The sequence below is a fragment of the Amycolatopsis sp. QT-25 genome (assembly GCF_029369745.1).
GTDB lineage: Bacteria > Actinomycetota > Actinomycetes > Mycobacteriales > Pseudonocardiaceae > Amycolatopsis.
Genome location: NZ_CP120210.1, coordinates 3449030 through 3468808, shown reverse-complemented (window position 1 = coordinate 3468808; position 19779 = coordinate 3449030). Strand labels below are relative to the sequence as shown.

Sequence of the window (19779 nt, the reverse complement as noted above, 5' to 3'; positions counted from 1 at the left end):
ACGTGCTCACCGGGAAGTGAGAAAGGGGGCACCCCGCTTGTCACTTCGGGACGAACTTCGGCGCGGCCGGGGGTTCAGCAACCGGAGCGCGAGGAGCGCGCCGGCGAGTTGCAGTCCCGCCGCCGTGAGCAGACCAGCCGTGTAGCCACTCGCCAGCGCGGACGCGGCGCCCTCGTCGAGCCGGGCCGTGCGGACCATCGCCAGCACGGCGCCGATCAGCGCGACGCCCAGCGCGCTCGACAGTTCACGGGACGCGGTGAGCAGTCCGGAGGCGGTGCCCGCGTGCCGCTCCGCCACGATCTCCAGCGCGTACGAGGTCAACGGTGTGGTCAGCGCCGACCCGGCACCGATCAGCACCAATCCGGGCAGCCGCGGAAGCACTTGCGGCACGTGGTCGACCGCGGCGATCGCCAGCAGTCCCGCGGCCACCGTCGCCAGCCCCACCGCGACAGTCCGATGTGGACCGAACCGGGGCACGGCCCACGGCACCAGCGGCGTCGCGGCGACGACCGCCACCGCCACCACGACCAGCGGCAACCCGGCGTGCAGCGGTCCGAGTCCGAGGAATTCCTGGTGCAGCAACGGCGTGAAGAAGAAGACGCCGGAAACGCCCAGTCCCCACAGCAACTGCACGGTCAGCGCGCCGGCGAAGACCCGCTGACCGGTCAGCCCCGCCGGTACCAGCCGTTCGCGCCCGCGTCTTTCCCTGACCACGAACCAGATCGCGCACCCCGTTCCCGCGGCGCCGAACACCGCGGGCAGCAGCGCTCGCCCGTCACCCAACTCCACCACGGCGGCGGTGATCAGGACCATCCCCGCGGTCACCACCAGCATGGACAGCACGGCAGGCCGCCCGGCCGCCGGATCGCGGCCCACGAGGGCGACCGTCCGCGAGAGCAGCAGCATCGCCGCCACGAACGGGAGGTTGACGAAGAAGATCCAGCCCCAGCCCCAGTATTCGCTCAGCACACCGCCGAATGTCGGACCGAGCGCGAGCGCGGCCGCGAGAGAGGCGGTCCACACCGTCGCCCCGACCGCCCGCCCTCGCGCGTCGAGATTGGTCCGCAGGAGGCTGAGCAGGGCCGGGACCAGGAACGCCGCGGCGGCACCCTGCAGAACCCGCGCGGAGAGGACGAGCCACGCCGTCGTGGCCAGTCCACCGGCCACCGCGCCGACCCCGAACGCGAGCAGCCCGGCCCGCAGCGTCGCGGCCTGACCCCAGCGGTCCACCACCGTGCCCGCCACCGGCAGCAGCCCGGCGAACGGGAGCATGTACCCGATGCTCACCCATTGCAGCGTGGGCAGATCGAGGCCGAGATCGCGGGCGATCGACGGCGCGCCCGCCGCGACGATCGTGTTGTCGAGGGTGGTGACGAACGCCCCTAACGCGATCATGAGGAGCGTCGGGCCCATTTTCCCTCCTCCCGGGGAGATCTCACCGGTCCGTGAAGGCGAGTCCCCCAGGGACGACCGTGACGCCAACCCCGCCCGACCGGCCGTCTCGCGTGACCGAGTGGACGACACGCGTGATCCGGCGGACGACACGCGAAATCGCAGTCGCGTACCGACCACCCTTACCACCCACGGAAAGCGACCCCGTTCGCACGTGACAATTTCCGCCCTCGGCCTTTGTGCCCGTGCCACGGAAACGCGATTACAGCAGCCGAAGAGGCTTCCGCGAGCTGTGTCGTGCTCGCGGAAGCCTCTGTTCGACGCTTTCGAGGACTACGTGTTGGCGGGCATCCCCGTTTCGTCGGCCGCCAGGGTCGCGGTGCCTTCGAGCAGCTCACGGACGATCTCGTTCGCCTTGCGCACCTCGGCGGTGATCATCTTGATCTTGATCTTCCCGTCGTGCCCGAGGTGACCGCCGATCTCGGCCGTCTTGTCCTCACCCGGCAGGGGCAGCCCCTGGCAGCCGGTGAACTTCTTCTTCGGCGTGAGCCCGGTCTGGAAGTAGGCGACGATCGGGTCGTCGACGCAGTCTGTGTCGTACGGGAAGATCCCGTGGCTGCCTTCGTTGTCGACACTGATCATCTTGGCGCCCGGCAGGCCGTTCGCGGTGGCGAGCGCGCCTTCGTACGGCGTGGCCGCGTCGAGTTCGGCCTGCGCGATCAGCAGATCGGGGAACGTCGTGGCGTCCGGCGCGGGCTTGGCGTTGGTGGTGGGCCAGAACGCGCACAGCGGCGCGCCCGAGAGGGCCATGAGCGGCGCGATGAACGGCGCGTTCACGGTCAGGTCGGCCTGCCAGCGGTTCCAGTAGTGCAGGTTCTGGTTCCACTGGCCGTCCTGGCAACGGATCGCCTCGAACGCCGCGTCCCAGGTCTCGACCTCGGCGCCGCCCTGGTAGGAAGCCTTGCGCTCGACCGAGTCCTTCTTCGCGATGGCCTCCAGCGCGTTGCCCTTCGCCTTGGTCAAGAACGCCTTGTTCGCGTCGGTCAGACCCGGGGTGGTCAGCGCCTTGGCGACAACCTGCTCGAGCTTCTCCGCGTCGGTCCCGGTGGGCGCCGGCCCCTTCACCAGCGCGGCCACCATGGACGCCGCCGACGGGTACTGGGAGGTGTCGTACATCGCCGGGATGATGAACCACGCGGCGTTGAGCAGGCCGGCGAATTCCCTGGTGCCGCCCGCCTTCTCCCAGTCGCGGCGGATCTCGAGCGGGTCGGTGCCCGTCTTGTACTTGGCGTCGTTCCGCGCCATGTACGGCAGCAGCGCCTCCTGGAACTGGCGGTCCCGGCTGCGCGGCTGGAGGTCCCAGGTCTTCTCCAGCGTCGAGCGGCTCGCGTCGGTCGAGGAGTCGAGCAGGAACCGGTGCGCCTTGGACGGGAACGTGGTGGCGTACCAGGTGCCCAGCCACGTGCCGTACGAGTAGCCGATGTAGCTGGTCTTCTTCTCCCCGAGCAGCACCCGGATGAAGTCCATGTCGTACGCGGTCTGCTCGGTGGTGATGAACTTCGTCAGCGGGTTCTTCAGGCAGCTTTCGACCTTCGCCCGGCTGATCACGTTCTGATCCGTGCTGTCCGGGACGGTGTAGCTACAGCTCAACGGGGTGCTCAGGCCGACGCCGCGGGGATCGAAACCGACGAAGTCGTACTGCGAGGCCAGCACGGGGCTGCGCAACGCCATCGCGGCGCCCCACGGCAGGCCCTTGCCACCGGGGCCGCCGGGGTTGACCAGCGCGATGCCCTGTCTGCCGGTGCCGGGGTAGGCGGTCGCGGTCTTGGAGACGCGGACGCCGATGGTGTTGCCGTCCTGCGGGTCGTGCCAGTCACGCGGCACCTGGATGGTGGCGCACGCGAGGCCCTTGACCTTCTTGAGCGCGGCTTCCGTCGCCGGCGCGACGGAGGGGAACGAGCACTCACCCCAGGCCACGGCCTGCTTGCTCAGCGCGCCGGCGAGCGCCGCGGTGTCCGGGTCGGCCTTGGCCGCGGGAGCCGCACCCGCGGCGGGAACCGGCACCAGGCCCGAGGCCAGGAGCGCACCGGCGGCCACGGCCACGGCGGCTCTCCGCGGCTCTTTCGTACTACCGATCACCATGATCCTTTCGACAAAGCCCCCGACGTCCGTACTCGAAGCGAAGACGGGCGATCAGGTTTCCCACACGGCCGGAGGATGGCGGATACCCGACATGGCGGGATCTCGACATCACGCGGTCAGCCAGGACCAAATTAAGCCTGCCGGCACGCGTGTCGTCCATTCAGACACGCGTGTCGTCCGCAGGATCACCCGTACCGTCCGATCGATCACGCGAAAACGCCGGCTCGGTCCAGGTGTCAGCTACTCCTCACGACTCACTTCCGGATGCAGGCCCGGGCCGTGATCGGGCTCCGGCGACGGCGCGATCGGGGTCGGGCTGAGCGACGTCTCGTCCTCACCCTCCTCCAGCAGGGTCGCCGCGGCGCCGACCACCTTCAGATCCGGCTCGCCGACGGCCTCCTCGTCCTTGTCCGCGTAGGCCACCCGGGCGAGGACGCTGCGCATCGCCTCGACACGCGCTCGTTTCTTGTCGTTGCTCTTGACCACCGTCCACGGTGCGACCTCCGTGTCGGTGGAGCGGAACATCGCGACCTTCGCTTCGGTGTAGCCGTCCCAGCGGTCGAGCGACTTGATGTCGTTGGGACTCAGTTTCCACTGCCGGACCGGGTCGACCTGCCGGATGAGGAACCGGGTGCGCTGCTCGGATTTCGACACCGAGAACCAGAATTTGACGAGAATGATCCCGTCGTCGACGAGCATCTGCTCGAACGTCGGCGCCTGCCGCATGAAGCGTTCGTACTGTTCGTCCGTGCAGTAGCCCATCACCCGTTCGACGCCGGCGCGGTTGTACCAGGATCGGTCGAACAGCACGATCTCACCCTCGGTGGGCAGGTGGTTGACGTAGCGCTGGAAGTACCATTCCCCCTGCTCGCGCTCGGTGGGCTTGCTCAGCGCCACCACTCTCGCGCCGCGCGGGTTGAGGTGTTCGGTGAACCGTTTGATGGTGCCACCCTTGCCCGCCGCGTCGCGTCCTTCGAACAGGATCGCCATGCGCCCGCCGGTGTCCTTGATCCAGTACTGCAGTTTCAGCAGCTCGATCTGCAGCGACCGCTTCACGACCTCGTATTCCTCGCGCGACATTCGCGTCGTGTACGGGTAGTTCTCCCGCCAGGTGTCGATCGGCGATCCGTCGGGGCGGAGCAGGACCGGATCGTCGGCATCTTCGTAGTCGACGACGAGCCGCTGGTCTCTCAGTTCCGGGAAGTGCGAGTGGTCGAGCACGCGCCGCTGATACCCACGCCGGCCGTTGCGTAAACGGAGCGCGTCGGCCACCGCACCGTGTCACCCTTCCCGCAAGTGGTCGCGCAGGGCCCGCGCCACGCGGGCCATCAGCACTTCGGCCTCCGGCTGGATCGCCGCCGGCACCCGGGACGCGGTCAGTGCGGCGATCGCGTACATCCCGCCGGCGGCGTGTTCGACCACGCCGACCTCGTGCCGCAGGTTCAGCACCGTGCCCGTCTTCGACGACCATCTCGTGGCGTCGGAGACGAAATCGGGGCTCAGCCGCTGTCGCAGCAGGTTGAGCCCCATGAGTTCGCGCACCCGTGCCGCCACCTCGGCGTCCACTTCGGACGGTTTCCACAACGCTTCGAGCAGGTGCACGAACGCGCGGGCCGAACCGGAACTCGCGCGCGTGACGTCGAGCTGCGGAACGGGATGACCCTGCCCGGCGGTGCCCGCGTTGATCGCGAGCGCGTGCGCGAGGTGCACGTCCGTGGGGTCGAACCGTTCGGCGGGGGTGTCGCTGAAGTCCGCGGCCGGATGCCGCGCGGTGATCCCGGAAACGCCCCATTCGCGCGTCATCCTGGTGACCTCGGCGGGCGGTGTCAGCGCGAAGAGGGTGTCCGCCGCGGTCTCGTCGCTGATGGCCATGGCCAGATAGAGCAGGTCGTCGATCGCCACCGTGGCCGGATGCCGGAACCGGGCCAGGCCGGTCGGCCCCGGTGCGGTGGCCCGTCCCGGCTGGACGTCGATCCGCGCCGCACCGTCCAGTTCGCCCCGGCGGATCCGCTCCAGGGTCGCCGCGGCGAGCGGGATCTTCACCAGCGACGCGCTCGGGAACTCCAGGTCGGGATCGATGCCGATCTCGTGTCCGGTCCGGAGATCGCGCACCAGGAACGAACCTCGCAGGCCGCCGTCGTCCAGTTCGGTGCGCAGCGTTTCGGTGTTCACGTCGTCTCCTCCGCGCCGAGACATCGGGCGATGTCCGACCACAAGCGTGCCCGGATCCGCTGCGCGTCCTCGCCGAGCCCCGCCGTGATCTCGAATCCGCGCGCGAGCCGGATCTCCCCGAGCGGCTGCCAGGCCAAGCCGAGTCGGCGGCCTGCGCGGGCGAGCACAGCAGCAGATCGTCCGAACCGAACGCGGCCGCCGCGGCCGCGGTGAGCGAATCGGCGACGGACACCTGCGCGGGCCGCAGCCCCACCGAGTCGCGGATCCGGAACAGGCGGTCGCGGATGGGCGGCACGTCGTCCTCGGGCTGGAGCCACACCCGGCGAGGCGCGCGGCCGGACCGGCCGACCCGCAGTGTTTCCAGATACAGGGCCCCCGCCCGCGGCCTGCCTCTGCCCGCCAGGCCGAGCGGCACCTTCCACACGCCCTCTTCGGCGGGGACGACCGTGAGCGCCGCGCGCACCTCCTGGGTACGCACGAGTTCCGCCCGTTCCCTCGGCGGGGCCTGCCGGAACTCCAGGAAGACGTCGAGCGCTCGCGCCGCGGCGTCGAGTTCGGCGAGTTCGCGGACGGTGCAGGTCTCCGGCATCGCCAGCCGCAGCGGCCGCAGTTTGGCGCGCCGCGCGTCGTGCTCCATGGCGTCGGCCAGGGTCACCAGCCGTTTCGCCGAGGGCAGCATGTCCCGGCCGAACGGGGTGAGCCGGGCGCGCCGGGTGGAGCGGTCGAACAGCCGCTCGCCGAAATGCCGTTCCAGCGCGGCGATCCGGCGGCTCGCCACCGGCTGGGGGATGCGGGCGATCGCGGCTCCGGCGGTGAAGGTCCCGGCCTCACTCACGCTCACGAACGCCCGGCAACTGCCGATCAGGTCCACGACCACATACTATGCGAATCAAGCATGAAAAAGACCATTCGTGTCTTGGACAGTATGACCGGGGCTGGACAGACTGCGGGCATCGAACGATCTTGAAAGGAATCACCGTGTCCGTCACTTCTCGCCGCTGGGCCGCGCTACTGGCGCTTTCGGTCGTGTCCCTCGCCGCGTGTTCCGCTCCCGCGCAGCCGCCCGCCGCCACTCCGGCTCCGTCGGCCCCTGCGGTCAGTCCGGTCAGTCCGGTCAGTCCGGCCGACCGAGCCGAGTTCGAGCAGCTCGAACGTGGCTTCGGGGCCCGACTCGGGGTGTACGCGGTGGACACCGCGAACGGCCGCGAGGTCGCCTTCCGCGCCGACGAACGGTTCGCCTATGCCTCGACGCACAAGGTGTTCAGCGCAGGCGGCGTCCTTCAGCGGACGTCGATCGCCGATCTCGATCGCACGGTGACCTACGACCCCGAGGATCTGGTCGTCAATTCGCCGGTCACGGAAAAACACGTGGCGACGGGCATGCCGCTGCGCGCCGTCATGGACGCGACCCTCCGGTACAGCGACAACACCGGCGGCAATCTGCTCTTCCGCGAACTCGGCGGCCCCGAAGGTCTCAACGCGGTGTTGCGCGGCATCGGCGACACCACGAGCCACGCCGACCGGATCGAACCCGAGCTCAACGACACCGCGCCCGGCGACCCGCGGGACACCAGCACACCCCGCGCTCTGGCCGTGAGCCTGCGCGCCTTCGCCCTCGGCGACGCGCTCCCCGAGGACAAGCGCAAGATCCTGGTCGACATGATGCGGGCCAGCACCACCGGCGACCAGAACATCCGGGCAGGCGTCCCCGGCTGGCCGGTCGCCGACAAGACCGGTACGGCTTCCTACGGGACGCGCAACGACATCGGCGTCGTCTGGCCGCCGAACCGGGCGCCGATCGTCATCTCGATCCTGACCGACCGGGCCGACAAGGACGCGAAGATCGACAACAAGCTCCTCGCGCAAGCCACCGCGGCCGTGGTCGAAGCTCTCTCCTGAGCCACCGAACGGCCTGTCCCGCCGGAGCGGACGAGGATCCGTCCGCCCCGGCGGGGATTCACCGGCTCAGCGGCGGCAGGGGTTTCCCGCCGGATGCGCCGAGGTTCCGTGCAGGTCGGCCTGCGACTCCGCGAGCACGATCTTCGTCAGCACGGTGTCCAGCGCGACGGCCTGCTGCTTCACGACACCGTTGGCCATGGTCTGGCCGTTGAGCTTCAGCGACCCGATGACCAGCGGAATGGTCAGCGGTGCCGAGCCCACCGTGATCGACTCGCCGTTGATCTTCAGCGAGGCGACGTTCGAACTGCCCGCCAGGACCGGGGCGAGCCCTCCCGGCGAAGGCTGACAGGTCGCCGTGGCCTGCGACTGGATCACGCCGAGTTCGACGGTCAGCCCGAGCGTGCTGATCACCGTCTTGTCGATCCTGGCCGACGCCAGCGCGCGATCGCCCGCGGCCGGAGCCGCCGACTGGTCGTCCGGCGTGAGGTCGGTCGACGCGGTCAGCACCTTGGTCTCCACCTTGATCAGGCCGGCGTTCAGCGTCGCGGCGGCGACGGTGCTGCTGTCGTCGGCGCAGGGCAGGTTCGCCGGATTGGCCTGGGCCGCGGTCACGCCGAGGACGTTCGCCGCGGTACCCGTGCAGGAGAAGACGCCGTCACGGTCGTCGTCGACGATCGTGCCGACCCCGGTCGCGTCGAGGAGACCGGCGCCCGACGGGGCCGAGAGGTGCACCGTGAACGTCTCGTTCGGTTCGTCGACGGTGTCCGGGTCGACCAGGACCGTCACCGGTCTGGCCGTCTGTCCCGGTGCGAACGTGACCGTCCCGTTCGCCGCCGCGTAGTCGGCGGGCGCCGTCGCGGTGCCGTTCGCCGTCGCGTACTGGACCGTCACCGGATTCGGGCTGGGACCGCCGAGCAGGGACACCGTGAACGTCGCCGGCACCTGCGCTCCCCCGGAGCCCTCGGCGACCGTCACGTCGTCGATGCTCAACCCGAGCACGCGCACGGTCGTGGTCTCGACGTACCCCCGCGAAACGCCGTCGACCTGGTAGTCGACGACACACTGGTAGGTGCCGGGAGCGGCTCCGGCCGAGGCCGCGATCGTCTCGGTGAACGTGGCGACCTCGCCGCTGGCCACCGTGACGCTACCGGGATCGTTGGTGACCGTGAGCTGCGGGTCGCAACTGGTCACCTTCGGGGTCACGGTGACCTCGATGGACTTGATGCCGTCCAGGATGGCCTGGGAGACCTGACCGGCCGGGACGTTGTTCAGCAGGACACCGCCCGTGGCCGAGGTGATGGCGGTGGCCTGTCCCGTGGCGTCGAGGTTGCCGACGTTGACGGCGACCACGCGGATCTTCGCCGCCTGGAGCGCCGCGATGGTCTGGGCCAGCGTGTGCCCGCCGCTCGGATCGTGCGAGGGCGCGTCACCGAACCAGGCGACGATGCGGGTGCCGTCCGGCCGGAAGGCGACCGCGCCGGTGGCCAGCTGGTAGAGGGCGTTCAGGTTCGCCTCCGGGGTGTCCCCGCCGCCCGAGGCCACCCACTGGTTGATCCCCGCCTGCACCGCGGTCGTGTCCCCGGTGATGCCCTGGTTGACCTTGAAGGGCACCGAATCAGTGAAGTCCTTGTACTCGGCGACGCCGAACTGCGCGGTCGGCTGTGCGGCGAGCACGTCGCCGGTGATGGCACCGGCGTTCGCCCGCACGTTGCCGATCGGCCCGCCCATGCTGCCCGTGGTGTCCGCGAGCAGGACCAGATCAGGATTCGGCGGTACCGCCGAGGTCGTCACGTTCTTGGTCACGGTCGTGCTCTGCCCCGCGTCGAGGGTGAGGTCGACCGTGGCCGGATCGACTCCCGGCGGGGCCGCGGCGGCGACCGCGGTGGACGCGAGCATCGCCGTGACGGCGGTCAGAACGACTGACAATGGTCTTCGTGACATGGATTTCCCTTTCGAGACCCGGCCGGAGCCGGAATTCCTGTGGGCTTCCTGTGAAGACGGAAATCTCCGCGTTTCGTTAACGCGCGCCCCGAACGCTCCATGTCAAGACGCTCAACGGGCTGTTACCGGGAATCCGGGCTACGCAGACCATGTCCGCGTTACGCCGTCCAGCCCAAGGATCTTCGGCACGATTCACTCTACTGCACGAAAGCGCCGAAGATTGTCGTGTTTTCCGTGATCGCCTCGTCGTTCGAAACCCGAATCCATCCGGTACTCATCGGCGAATATTCACCGAATGTCGTAACGTCGCCCCGTCGATCGACACCGCGGTGAGACATCGGGATCCGCCGTGGCGCCCGGTCACCGTGTGGGAGATTTTCCGCCTGTCATGGGGATTCCGAATAGCGAGGCCGATGTTCGCTTCGCCGTCGGCCGTTGTCCGCGAAGAGCCAGTCGTTGTTGTTGCCGGTCCGCGCCCACTCCCATGCCGATGTCGAACAAGGAATCCCCTTCGCCGCCCCGAATTCCCCATTCCCGTACGCGATGGGGATCCGATTCGTCACCGTCGAGCCACTGCATGACCTGGCGTGCGCGGTTCCCGCGACATCGAAAACACCTACAGAACGACGAAAATTTTCTCGAACACGACAGTTTCCCTCTTCGCGTGGAATGAACCCCGTCAGCGGATCAGGGGCGCGGAACACGAGCACAAGATACATTCGACCGTCTCGACGGGCCGGCCTAAGCGAGATCGACCGGCCGCGTCCGTAGTTTGGCGGCGATCCGGGCAAGCGCCTGCTGATCCTCCGGGGTCAAGGGGTCGAGGACGAGATCCCGCACCGAACGGACGTGCGTGGGCGCCGCCGCGGCCACGACGTCGTAGCCGTCGTCCGTGAGCACGGCGAGGGTGTACCGGCCGTCACTCGGGTCAGGGGTCCGGTTCACCCAGCCTCGTTGTTCGAAGCGTTTGACCACATTGGACAGGCGCGAGAGCGAGCCGTTCGCGAGGTAGGCCAGTTCGCTCATCCGCAGGCGCCGCTCCGGGGCCTCGGAAATATGGCTGAGGGTCAGATATTCGAACAAGGTCAGCCCGGCGTCGTGCTGCAACGGTGACTCCAGCCGTCCCGGCAGCAGGAGGACCAAAGAGACCAGTCCGGTCCATGCCTCCTTTTCGGCAGGGGTCAGCCACAGTGCTTCGTCCGGGTCCGGGGTGGCCATGGCGAAACCTTACCCAGCACCTGCCGACTTCACACGTGAAGTCAAATCGTGCTACGTTGACTTCAAGCATGAAGTCAACGAGAGGATCCGCCATGCCCCAGCCGGAGTTCTTCGCCACTCCCGGATACGGTGACCGGCAACTCGCCGAGATGCGCTACAGCCAGGCGGTGCGCGTCGGCGATCGCATCGAGATCTCGGGACAAGGCGGCTGGGACGACGACCTGAACTTTCCCGAGGACCTGGAAGAGGAGATCGTCCGGGCCTTCGGGAACGTCGGACGGACCCTCGCCACCGCGGGCGCCACCTGGCATGAGGTGATCGCCGTGCACTCGTACCACGTCCCGGAGACGCCGGGTTTCCTCGGCGAGGTCCACAACCGCGTGATGGTCGAGCAGTTCCGCGAGCACCTGGGCGACCGCGCACCGATCTGGACGGCGATCGGCGTCCCCGCTCTCGGTGCGCCGGGAATGCGGGTCGAGATCAGGGTCACCGCGGTCGCCGGACGGTCCCGCGTGTGAACGTCACTCTCCTTGGGTACTCCCACACTGCACCCATGCTCTTGGCCAAGCTGGGAAACCCGCTAAGGAGACACGCGTGGGTATCACGGGAACAAGGCAGGCTTACGAATTCCCCGCCGGTATCGCCCCGCCTTTGGGAAAGGTGCGGGCCTGGCTGCGAGAGCAGCTCGGCGGGGTCGGTCGCTCGACCATCGCGGACACCGAACTGCTGACCACCGAACTGGTCACCAACGCGCACGAACACGCGAACGGCGTCCGCGAACTCAGGGTCTCCCTGCCCTCGAACAGGGACGTCGTGCGCGTGGAGGTCGATGACCACCGCCCGCTCCTGCGGCCGCACCGCGTGGCCAAACAGGATCCGGCCAGCCCCCACGGGCGAGGGCTGGCGCTGGTCGAGGCGATCAGCAGCCGGTGGGGCGTGAACACCGGCGCCGGATACAAAACGGTGTGGGCGGAGATCCCGGTGCTCTGACACGATCCTGTGGTGGCAAGTTCGCCGCGCACCGCACATCGTGCTCTGATCGCGTCGGTGCCGGGTGATCACGTTCGCCCGCGCCGATCCGAAACCGGTGATCGGCTTCAGCATCGCCGCCCGTCACCTCACACTAAGGTGTCCGCGGACCGGCCGCTTTCCTGAGCGCGAGGACGGAAACCCTCACCGTCGGGCCGGCGGTGTGTCGACCTCCTTCGCCTCGACCCGGCCGAGCGGATCCGGCACCGCGGCCAGCTCCTCGCACGCCACTTGCCAGGCGCCCTCTCCCGGGTAGAGCTCGGAGCGCAAGTACGCCCAGGTGAGGCGCTGCACCGCGGCCACGCGATCGAGGTTCTCGTCCGTCGTCTCGGCGACGTCGTAGCCGGACACCCCACCGAGCCCGTGCTCCGCGTCGAACAAGGTGAGCAGCGTCTTGCGGCCCGGCGCGAGGAAGTACGGGTCGGTGTGCCAGTCCGGACCGCGAACCGTCAGGTGGGTGGAGGCGTCCTTGTCCCCGGCGACGACGAGCGCGGGCGTCGTCATCGCGGAGAAGTCGGCGCTGAGGAAGAAGGGATGGTTCTCGGCCACGAATTCGGTGACGGCGTCACCACCGCGGCCGGGCGCGGCGAGCAGGACGCCTGCCGAGATCCGGGGTTCGGCGACGTCGACCTCCGTACCGCTGTGGGGGTCGGTGTAGCGGGCGCCCAGCAGAAGGCTCGCGGTGTGCCCGCCCATCGAATGCCCGGCCACGGCGATCCTGTCCCGGTCCAGCCGGCCGCGCAGCGAGGGAACGGCGCCCTCGATCTCGTCGAGCCGATCGAGGATCCGGCTCATGTCCACGGCCCTGGACCGTTGGTACAGCGGTGCTTCCGGATCGCCGGAGGGCAGGTTCAGTGTCCGCGAGCTCAGATGCGTGGGCTGGATGACGACGAAGCCGTGCGCCGCCCAGTAGTTCACGAGCGGGGCGTAGCCGTTCAGCGACGAGAGATGGTTCGACGGGCCTTGGCCGTGGGACAGCAGGACGACCGGCAGCTCGTTTCCGCTCGTCGGTGCGGAGATCCGAAGTTGCAGGTCCACGGCGCGATCCGGCGTCGGCAGGACCACCGGAGCGAGCGAAAGGACAGGCGTGGTGCTCATGTCGGGTTTTCCTTTCGTGTGACGGCGCCACGCTAAGCGGAGCGCTGCTCCGCAAACATACGGAGCATTGTTCCGCTTTGTCAAACCTCGGGCAGGTCACGCGAGCGACTTCCAGGTGGAGAGTTCTCGCACGTAGTGTGACTGGTCGACCACGTTCGGCAGCCTTCCCCGGCGCGACGGAACGGACCCGCCCGTCAGCTCTGCGCTTCCGGTTACGACTGTTCACCGACTCTCCGTTCCTCTTTTCTGCGGCAACAGCATGCGAACCACGTATTCCGCATATTCGGAGTACGTCTGTACACTCGAACCAGGCAAGCCGCATGGAGGTCGATTCCTGATGGACGTGACAAAAACCTTGAAGTCCGCGCTCACCGGGACGACAACCGAGTCGAGGTCCGCAGTCCGGGAGCTGCGGCGGGAGACCGAGGACCTCGTGGCCCGGCGGGCGGGCAGGACGGCGAACCGGCTGACCGAACTCGGCGAGCGCCTCGCCGATCTGGTGCTGGCCTCCGGGAGCAGGCTCGCCGGACTCGCCGATCGGCACAGCAAGCCGGTGGGCGAGGGCGTGCGCCGGGAAGCGGGCCGAATCGGAGAGTCGGTGGAACGGCTGTCCAGCACGCTGTCGGACCGGGCCATTCTCCTCGCCGAGGAACTGCTCGATCCCACACCGTCCCGGAAGCGCCGTCGTCGATGAGCACGAGACAGAGCGCAATTCCGGAATGACCCGGGTGGTGCGCCCGGCTTCGAAAACCTTTCTGTCCTGAAGGGACCTTCCTCGGGCCACGAAGTCCCCACCCGGGCGCCGGACCGCCACGTCCGCCGCTTTCCCTGACACATCGGTGCCATCGGCACTGTGGTGCCGAAAGGCCAGGTCCGGAACGGCCTTCTCCCGTCTTTAGTCGCTATCGACCGCCGTATCCACCTGCCTAGCATGGGAAAACCGGTAACGGGTCCGGCCGGGCGATCCATGGTGATCCGCCGAGGCCGTGAACGGGTGATCCGTCGATTTCCCGTTCCTTCTCCCGATTCCCCTGCGTTGGAAGGCACCCCATGCGTATCCGAGGTCTCCTCACCGCTCTGCTGTGCGCGGCGGGGCTCACGACGGTCGCTCCGGCAGTCGGCGCGGCCCCCATCATCGACGGCGAATACGCCCGGTCCGGCCCGTGGGCGGCCATGATCGAACAGAACGGCGAGCAGTGGTGCTCCGGTTCGATCATCAGCGCACGCTGGGTGCTCACCGCCCAGCACTGCATCGACGAACCCGGCGCCGAGTACTCCGTCCGGGTGGGCGATGTCGACCACCAAGCCGGGACGTACGCCGCCGTGGCCGGCATCTACACGCCCTCCAATGGCGCCGACATCGCACTGCTGCGGCTCGACCGCTCGGTGAGCACGACCTATGCGCCCCTCGGCACTTCCGTCGCCGTCGGCGACACCGAATACGTCTATGGCTGGGGCTACAACGAAGACGGCGACCTGCAGCGGTACCTCAAGGTCGCCCGGATGGCGGTGACCAGTGTCGGGAGTGGACTGATCAAGGCCGGCCGAGGCAACGGACTCACCAACGGCGGTGACTCGGGCGGGCCGGTTTTCGTCGGCGGCAAGCAGGTCGGCGTGCACATCGCCGGGAACAAGGTGGACAGTTCGACGCATACCGCGATCTCGGCGCACCGCACCTGGATCCGCGACACTTCGGGCGTCTAAGCGTGTCCTCGGACGGGCTCGGCGCGCAGTTGCGCAGACTGGGCGTCGGCGAGACCGCCGCCCGGACCTACCTCCGGATGCTGGAGTCCGCCCCCGTCACCGCCGAGGGATTGGCCTGGCGGGAGGACGACGCGGAGACGGTGCAGCTGGCACTGAAAGAACTGGCCGACGCCGGACTCGCGGTACCGTCCGGAGTGGACGGCGCAGAGTTCCTCCCCGCGAACCCCAGCGAAGCACTGACGGCGCTGACCACCCGGCGGCAGGCCGAACTGCACGAGGCGCGACTCGCGGTCCAGACCGCGTATCGCGCCTTCCGGCGGGCACATTCGGGAATGCCGAACGCGCAGGACCTGCTCGAAGTGGTCACCGGCGACGCCATCATCCCCCGGCTGCGGCAGCTCGCGACCTCGGTGCGGCATCAGGTGCGCCGTCTCGATTCCCCGCCCTACTTCACCGGCGGCCGCCGGAACCCACTGGAGGAGGAACAACTGCGGCGCGGGATCGGCTATCGCTGTGTCTACAGTGGAGCGTCGTTCGGTGATCCCGGCTATCTCGCCGAGAACATCCTGCCATGCCTGCGGGCGGGCGAACGGGCCCGGCTGCTTCCGGAACTCCCGGTGAAATTGACGCTCTTCGACGACCGTGCGGCCACCATCGCGCTGACCATCCGCGAAGCCGATCGCAACCAGTCCATCGTCGTGGTGCGTCCGTGCAGCCTCTTCTCCGCACTGGAAGGACTGTTCGAAACGTCCTGGGCCGCGGCGCTCCCCCTCGACCGGCAAGGACGGACGGCCGAGCAACCGATCCGGCCGGTCGAACGGGAGCTGCTCATCCTGCTCGCCGCCGGGCGCAAGGACGACGAGATCGCCGCCGCGCTCGGCGTCAGCAGGCGCACCCTGTTCCGCTACCTGGAAAGCCTGATGGACCGCGCGGGCGTCTCCAGCAGGTTCCAGCTCGGGGTGTTCGCCGCCCACAACGGCTGGCTCTGACAGGCCGCAGCCGGCCCTTTGAATGCGGAAGCCGACGGACCAATCGAGGAGCAGTCGAACGTGCCGCCGGAGCCGAAGGCGGAAGTGAACTCGCCGAAAAGCTCCAGCCCTTTTCCTTGCCAGTCCACAGGGACACTCTTACTACGATGTTGCCGGTTTCGCGTCATTGCGGAGTTTCACCCGAGGGGTCGTGAGTGGCAGGCGCGAAACCCGACCTCGCCCCTGCCGAAATACGTGACGGCCTCCTTTCCCTGCCTTCAACGTAGGGGTGGTGAACGCTCGCGCGCTTGATCGGCGTCGTCGGCTGGCCCGGGCCACGCCACCTCGCCTCTCAGTGATCACGAGAGGGTCTCACCCGGTTGGGGTCACCCGGGCAGCTCATCCCCGCTGCGGAGAACGCGTGGACGGCGGAAGCTGATTTTGAAGGAGGGCGGCACCATGGGCAATCACCGACAGCACCGACCGCACCGTCAGCACGACGGCACCGCGTCGCTCCGCATCGCCACCGCCGGGCTGCGGGTGTTCGCGGTCGTCGTGGCCTTCGCGGCCTGCGCCTGGCTCGCGCTCTGGCTCGCGTTCACGCTCTGAGCCAGGCCGGCCCGGGCTCGGACCCAGTGGGCTCCGAGGGCTCCGGCAACGGGCGGTCCGGTCCTGGCCCGGAGACCCGCTCGGGCACCCGGGACCGGGACCCCGGTATCCGGTGACAGGGGCTCCGACGGCGCCGGAGGCGCGGTCATCCGGGCCTTCGTCGTCGCACTGACCTCCTGCTCAGGCGCCCACCCGGCCCACCACCGGCCGAAGCGGTCCGCTAGCCCGTATGGGTGGCGATCCAGTCCGCGACGACGTCCACGCGGGAGGTCGTCTCGATTCCGGCGTGCGGGCAATTCGGTCCGGTCGTTTCCAGGGAGACCAGCGCGCCGCCCTTGCCTTCCGGAACGAAGTACGGCGCGCCCGAGTCGTAGGTGCAGGCGCTGGTCGTGGTCGACGGCGCGGCACCGCGCACCCCGAGCGTCGTCGGGGCCACCGTCGCCACCTGGACGGTGCCTTGCTGCATCCGGGTCGCCGGGGTGGGATTCGTGACGGTCAAACTGCCCCAGCCCGCCAGCGTCAACTGCTGGCCGGCCTTCGGCAGCGCGCGGTGCACCGACAGCGGGGTCACCGTGGTCACGGGGGTGTCCAGCTTGATGAGGGCGACGTCGTTCTCCTTCGCCTGCAGCACTTCGGTCGCCCTGCGGGCCACACCCGATTCGATCGCTTCGTCGACCAGGCCCAGCGTCACCATCGTCGGATACGGCACCTTGCCCGCGACCCGCTTGCGGTGCGCGTCGTGGAAGCAGTGCCCGGTCGTGGCGACCCAGCCGGGCGCGACCAGCGCACCCGTGCAGTAGCTGGTGTAGGTCGAGCCGTCCGGGCGGGGGATCTTCGTCATCGCGATCTTCGCGACGAACCCGAACCGTCCCAGTGGGACGTCGGTGCCGTGGGCGACGTCCGGCGCGGCGAGCGCGGCCGGAGCGGTGGAGATGGTCAGGACAGCGGCGGCCAGCAGGGCGCGCAGACGCAATTTCTTACCCTTCGTCGATGAGCTGATCCGAGGCTAGGACCCACCGGCCGACAAGGGGTATTCCCTGACCAGGTGTCACCCGATGGCACGCCGGGCCGCGAGCGGTTCACCGCGGCGGGCGAGCCAGTGGCGATAGGTGAGGCTGCTTTCGGTGTCGGACCGGTAAGCCGCCTCGGCCGCGGCGACCAAGGCGTCGCTGTCCCCGCCGAAGGCGCCTTCGAGGCTCCAGACGATCAGATACCGCATCCACAACGGATCTCCCGCCAGCGCGCGGATCGCGATGCCCGGCGAAGCGGGAAAGGTGACCTGGCAAGGGGAAATCGCCCGGCCCGCCGCGATCAGGCGTTGCAGTGGCCGCAGTTCCGTGCTCCGGTGCGCGACCTTCGGCCGGAATCCGGCCCGCGCACAGGCTTCCTCGAAACACTCCGGCCAGCCTGCCCCGTCGGACGGTCCGAGCACCCACCGTTCCCCGGCGAGATCGGCGAGGCCCAGCTCGCCGTGACGGGCGGCCGGATGGTCCGCGGCGATCGCCACGAACACCGGTTGCGTGGCCAGCGGCCGTGACCTCACCCCCGGCGCGGACGGCAGGCGGTGCCCGGGATAGTCGGCGACGACGGCGGCGTCGAGCTGTCCACCGGCCACGAGATCCAGTAGCCGCGACGGCGAGAACTCGGTGGTCACCGAAACCGCTTGCCCGCGGCCGGCATCACCGAGCCGGTCCGCCAGTTCCACGACCATCGAACCGCCGATCCCACCCAACGCGACAGGACGTCCATCGCCTTCCGCGAGCCAGCGTGCCGCGTCCCGGTGCATCGTGTCCGCCGCGGCGAGAACGGCCCGCGCGCGGCGGAGCACGCATTCGCCGAACGCCGTCGGGAAGACGCCGTCCCGGCCGCGGACGAACAGGGTGCCGCCGAACGCGCGCTCGATCCGTTGCACGGCGGCGGTCAGCGCGGGCTGGGTGCTCCCGAGGGCGATCGCCGCGCGCGTGATGCTGCCCGCGTCGGCGACGGCGCACACCACGCGCAGGTGACGTAACTCGACGTCCATCACGCGGACCTTATGGCCACTTGGGATGTGCCGGAAGCCGTCGAAAGTCGGGATCGTTTTTCCTGCTCCCCCACCCTCCCCGCAAGGAGTACGCATGCGACGCGCCTGTCTCATGGTCGCGCTGACCGCCACCCTCGTCGCCGCACTCGTTCCCGCGACGGCGTCGGCGGCTCCCCGGTTCACGACATCGATGGAGGCCTTCGAACCAGGAGGGACCATCACCCGGGTGGACGTCACCCGGCCCGCCTCGGACAGAACCGCCGCGCCGCGGCAGATCGCGAGCGCCGCCGCGGTGACCCCGATCGAAACCAACGGCCCGAGCGAGACCACCTTCGACCTGGTCTTCGTCGGTGACGGCTACACCTCCACCCAGTTGGGCACGTACTCGCAGCACGTCCGCTCCAGCATCGCGGCGCTGTTCGCCATCGAGCCGTACAAGAGCTACCGCAAACAGTTCAACCTGTGGCAGGTCGACGTGGTGTCACCGCAGTCCGGCATCACCAACGATCCGACCCAGGGGATACGGCGCACCACCGCGCTGGGCTCGTACTTCTGGTGCGGCGGTATCGAACGGCTGTTGTGCGTCAACGAGACCAAGGCGAACCAGTACGCCGCGGCCGCGCCGGACGTCGATCAGGTCATCATGCTGGCGAACACGACGAAGTACGGTGGCGCCGGTGGCGGGGTCGCGACCTCCTCGGGCGGCAACATCCAGGCCAGCCAGATCGTCGCCCACGAACTCGGGCACTCCGTCGGCGGGCTCGCCGACGAGTACGATTACGGCACTTGCGATGCCCGCGAACCCCGGGAGCCCAACGCTTCCGCGCTCACGGCCGCGCAGATGCGGGACCGCCGAGCCAAGTGGTACACCTGGCTCGGCAAGCCCTCCCCCGACGGCGGCACCGTCGGCGCCTTCGAAGGGTCCCGCTACTGCAAGACCGGGATGTACCGTCCCAGCGTGAACTCACTGATGCGCACGCTCGGGCAGCCCTTCAACCCGCCGAGCACCGAAGCGATGATCGCGGGCTTCCACCGCGAAACCGCTCATCGGCACTGATTCCTCGTCATGGCCGCTTGACCGGGCCGCCGGCGTGGTCGGCGAGCCCGGTCGCCATGTCCCGCATGAAGCGGCGGAGATACCACCGGAAGATCCACGCTTTACCCTTGCCCACGCGATATGTTCCGTGCCAACGGATCTGCGTTCCTCCAGCGGGCGTTCCCATCAGATCGACCGAGGCCTGGTAATCGACCATCACCGGGACGTCCACCCCCTCGTAGGCGAACCGGCGTCCGGGTTCGAGGGCGGTGATCCGCTCCTTGGTGACCGTCTTGCCGGTGCGGAAGGCACGGACGGCACCGACCTCGTCTCGCCCGTCGGCGGAAAGTCCTCGCGACGCGGCGATTTCCAGGGAACCCACCCGCGACCAGACCGGCCAGCTGCGGGCGTCCAGCAACAGCGCCCACACCGCGGCGGGCGGTGCCGTCGATTCGGCGGTGACGTCGTACGACTGCAATCCGGAACTATTCACCCGGCTCACCCTAGGAACGGGCGGCCAGGGTCACCAGCTGCGGAATTGCGGAGCC

At 68.9% G+C, this 19779-nt stretch carries 18 protein-coding genes and 1 pseudogene; 8 read left to right on the top strand and 11 right to left on the bottom strand.

Annotated features, from left to right (window positions below; all coding sequences use genetic code 11):
- Nucleotides 1–6: 6 nt before the first annotated feature.
- From P3102_RS16070 to P3102_RS16050, 5 genes and pseudogenes are all read right to left on the bottom strand, one after another.
- Nucleotides 7–1413, bottom strand: a complete 1407-nt coding sequence (locus tag P3102_RS16070; protein WP_276370147.1) for an MFS transporter — start codon at nucleotides 1411–1413, stop codon at nucleotides 7–9.
- A 312-nt stretch (nucleotides 1414–1725) separates the two neighbouring features.
- Entirely contained in the window at nucleotides 1726–3534 is a 1809-nt protein-coding gene (locus P3102_RS16065; RefSeq protein WP_276370145.1) for an alpha/beta hydrolase, read from the bottom strand.
- A gap of 240 nt (nucleotides 3535–3774) precedes the next feature.
- Entirely contained in the window at nucleotides 3775–4728 is a 954-nt protein-coding gene (gene ppk2 / locus P3102_RS16060; RefSeq protein WP_276371198.1) for a polyphosphate kinase 2, read from the bottom strand.
- Nucleotides 4729–4815: 87 nt separating this feature from the next.
- The gene (locus P3102_RS16055) at nucleotides 4816–5730 is read right to left on the bottom strand and encodes a serine hydrolase (protein ID WP_276370144.1); all 915 of its coding nucleotides are present in this window, start codon (nucleotides 5728–5730) and stop codon (nucleotides 4816–4818) included.
- Nucleotides 5703–6583, bottom strand: a pseudogene (locus P3102_RS16050) (LysR family transcriptional regulator). The gene P3102_RS16055 and the pseudogene P3102_RS16050 overlap by 28 nt, the downstream one beginning before the upstream one ends.
- 101 nt (nucleotides 6584–6684) lie before the next feature.
- Here P3102_RS16050 and bla point away from each other — a divergent pair.
- Nucleotides 6685–7605, top strand: coding sequence for a class A beta-lactamase (gene bla / locus P3102_RS16045; protein WP_276370142.1), 921 nt, complete (start codon nucleotides 6685–6687; stop codon nucleotides 7603–7605).
- 66 nt (nucleotides 7606–7671) lie between these two features.
- Here the strand turns inward: bla and P3102_RS16040 are convergent, their stop codons facing one another.
- Nucleotides 7672–9546: a Calx-beta domain-containing protein gene (locus P3102_RS16040; RefSeq protein ID WP_346660183.1), complete on the bottom strand. Its 1875-nt coding sequence runs from the start codon at nucleotides 9544–9546 to the stop codon at nucleotides 7672–7674.
- Nucleotides 9547–10287: 741 nt separating this feature from the next.
- Entirely contained in the window at nucleotides 10288–10764 is a 477-nt protein-coding gene (locus P3102_RS16035; protein WP_276370139.1) for a MarR family transcriptional regulator, read from the bottom strand.
- A gap of 92 nt (nucleotides 10765–10856) precedes the next feature.
- Here P3102_RS16035 and P3102_RS16030 point away from each other — a divergent pair, with 92 nt between their 5' ends.
- Both P3102_RS16030 and P3102_RS16025 read left to right on the top strand, forming a co-directional pair.
- Complete coding sequence (locus tag P3102_RS16030; RefSeq protein ID WP_276370137.1) at nucleotides 10857–11282, top strand: Rid family hydrolase; 426 nt, start codon at nucleotides 10857–10859, stop codon at nucleotides 11280–11282.
- 76 nt (nucleotides 11283–11358) lie between these two features.
- On the top strand, nucleotides 11359–11754 hold the full coding sequence (locus P3102_RS16025; RefSeq protein WP_276370136.1) for an ATP-binding protein: 396 nt from the start codon (nucleotides 11359–11361) through the stop codon (nucleotides 11752–11754).
- A 183-nt stretch (nucleotides 11755–11937) separates the two neighbouring features.
- On the opposite strand, the gene P3102_RS16020 is transcribed toward P3102_RS16025, so the two are convergent.
- The gene (locus P3102_RS16020) at nucleotides 11938–12891 is read right to left on the bottom strand and encodes a chlorophyllase (protein WP_276370134.1); all 954 of its coding nucleotides are present in this window, start codon (nucleotides 12889–12891) and stop codon (nucleotides 11938–11940) included.
- A 337-nt stretch (nucleotides 12892–13228) separates the two neighbouring features.
- Between P3102_RS16020 and P3102_RS16015 the strand changes: the two genes are divergently transcribed.
- The 4 genes from P3102_RS16015 (at nucleotide 13229) to P3102_RS16000 (ending at nucleotide 16172) form a co-directional block, all read left to right on the top strand.
- Nucleotides 13229–13585 carry a hypothetical protein gene (locus P3102_RS16015; protein ID WP_276370133.1) on the top strand — a complete coding sequence of 119 codons (357 nt, stop codon included), beginning with the start codon at nucleotides 13229–13231 and terminating at the stop codon, nucleotides 13583–13585.
- A gap of 356 nt (nucleotides 13586–13941) precedes the next feature.
- Nucleotides 13942–14595, top strand: a complete 654-nt coding sequence (locus P3102_RS16010) for a trypsin-like serine protease (RefSeq protein WP_276370131.1) — start codon at nucleotides 13942–13944, stop codon at nucleotides 14593–14595.
- 2 nt (nucleotides 14596–14597) lie between these two features.
- Nucleotides 14598–15584, top strand: a complete 987-nt coding sequence (locus P3102_RS16005; RefSeq protein WP_276370130.1) for a helix-turn-helix domain-containing protein — start codon at nucleotides 14598–14600, stop codon at nucleotides 15582–15584.
- Between the two features lie 438 nt (nucleotides 15585–16022).
- Entirely contained in the window at nucleotides 16023–16172 is a 150-nt protein-coding gene (locus tag P3102_RS16000) for a hypothetical protein (RefSeq protein ID WP_276370128.1), read from the top strand.
- A 220-nt stretch (nucleotides 16173–16392) separates the two neighbouring features.
- Here P3102_RS16000 and P3102_RS15995 read toward each other — a convergent pair whose 3' ends face one another.
- A complete protein-coding gene (locus P3102_RS15995) occupies nucleotides 16393–17145 on the bottom strand; it encodes a trypsin-like serine protease (RefSeq protein WP_276370127.1) in 753 nt (250 codons plus the stop codon).
- A gap of 75 nt (nucleotides 17146–17220) precedes the next feature.
- Nucleotides 17221–18195, bottom strand: coding sequence for a LysR family transcriptional regulator (locus P3102_RS15990; RefSeq protein ID WP_276370125.1), 975 nt, complete (start codon nucleotides 18193–18195; stop codon nucleotides 17221–17223).
- 94 nt (nucleotides 18196–18289) lie between these two features.
- On the opposite strand from P3102_RS15990, the gene P3102_RS15985 reads away from it, so the two are divergent.
- A complete protein-coding gene (locus P3102_RS15985) occupies nucleotides 18290–19252 on the top strand; it encodes a M64 family metallopeptidase (RefSeq protein WP_276370123.1) in 963 nt (320 codons plus the stop codon).
- Nucleotides 19253–19259: 7 nt separating this feature from the next.
- Here the strand turns inward: P3102_RS15985 and P3102_RS15980 are convergent, their stop codons facing one another.
- The gene (locus P3102_RS15980) at nucleotides 19260–19709 is read right to left on the bottom strand and encodes an SRPBCC family protein (protein ID WP_276371196.1); all 450 of its coding nucleotides are present in this window, start codon (nucleotides 19707–19709) and stop codon (nucleotides 19260–19262) included.
- Nucleotides 19710–19779: the final 70 nt, after the last annotated feature.

Bases quoted from the DNA above. Each gene is read 5' to 3' on its own strand.
- P3102_RS15985 (WP_276370123.1), top strand. From the start codon at position 18,290: ATGCGACGCGCCTGTCTCATGGTCGCGCTGACCGCCACCCTCGTCGCC.
- P3102_RS16070 (WP_276370147.1), bottom strand. From the start codon at position 1,413: ATGGGCCCGACGCTCCTCATGATCGCGTTAGGGGCGTTCGTCACCACC.
- P3102_RS16040 (WP_346660183.1), bottom strand. From the start codon at position 9,546: ATGTCACGAAGACCATTGTCAGTCGTTCTGACCGCCGTCACGGCGATG.
- P3102_RS16015 (WP_276370133.1), top strand. From the start codon at position 13,229: ATGGACGTGACAAAAACCTTGAAGTCCGCGCTCACCGGGACGACAACC.
- P3102_RS16065 (WP_276370145.1), bottom strand. From the start codon at position 3,534: ATGGTGATCGGTAGTACGAAAGAGCCGCGGAGAGCCGCCGTGGCCGTG.
- P3102_RS16000 (WP_276370128.1), top strand. From the start codon at position 16,023: ATGGGCAATCACCGACAGCACCGACCGCACCGTCAGCACGACGGCACC.
- P3102_RS16010 (WP_276370131.1), top strand. From the start codon at position 13,942: ATGCGTATCCGAGGTCTCCTCACCGCTCTGCTGTGCGCGGCGGGGCTC.
- P3102_RS16055 (WP_276370144.1), bottom strand. From the start codon at position 5,730: ATGTCTCGGCGCGGAGGAGACGACGTGAACACCGAAACGCTGCGCACC.
- P3102_RS15990 (WP_276370125.1), bottom strand. From the start codon at position 18,195: ATGGACGTCGAGTTACGTCACCTGCGCGTGGTGTGCGCCGTCGCCGAC.
- P3102_RS16035 (WP_276370139.1), bottom strand. From the start codon at position 10,764: ATGGCCACCCCGGACCCGGACGAAGCACTGTGGCTGACCCCTGCCGAA.
- P3102_RS16020 (WP_276370134.1), bottom strand. From the start codon at position 12,891: ATGAGCACCACGCCTGTCCTTTCGCTCGCTCCGGTGGTCCTGCCGACG.
- P3102_RS16030 (WP_276370137.1), top strand. From the start codon at position 10,857: ATGCCCCAGCCGGAGTTCTTCGCCACTCCCGGATACGGTGACCGGCAA.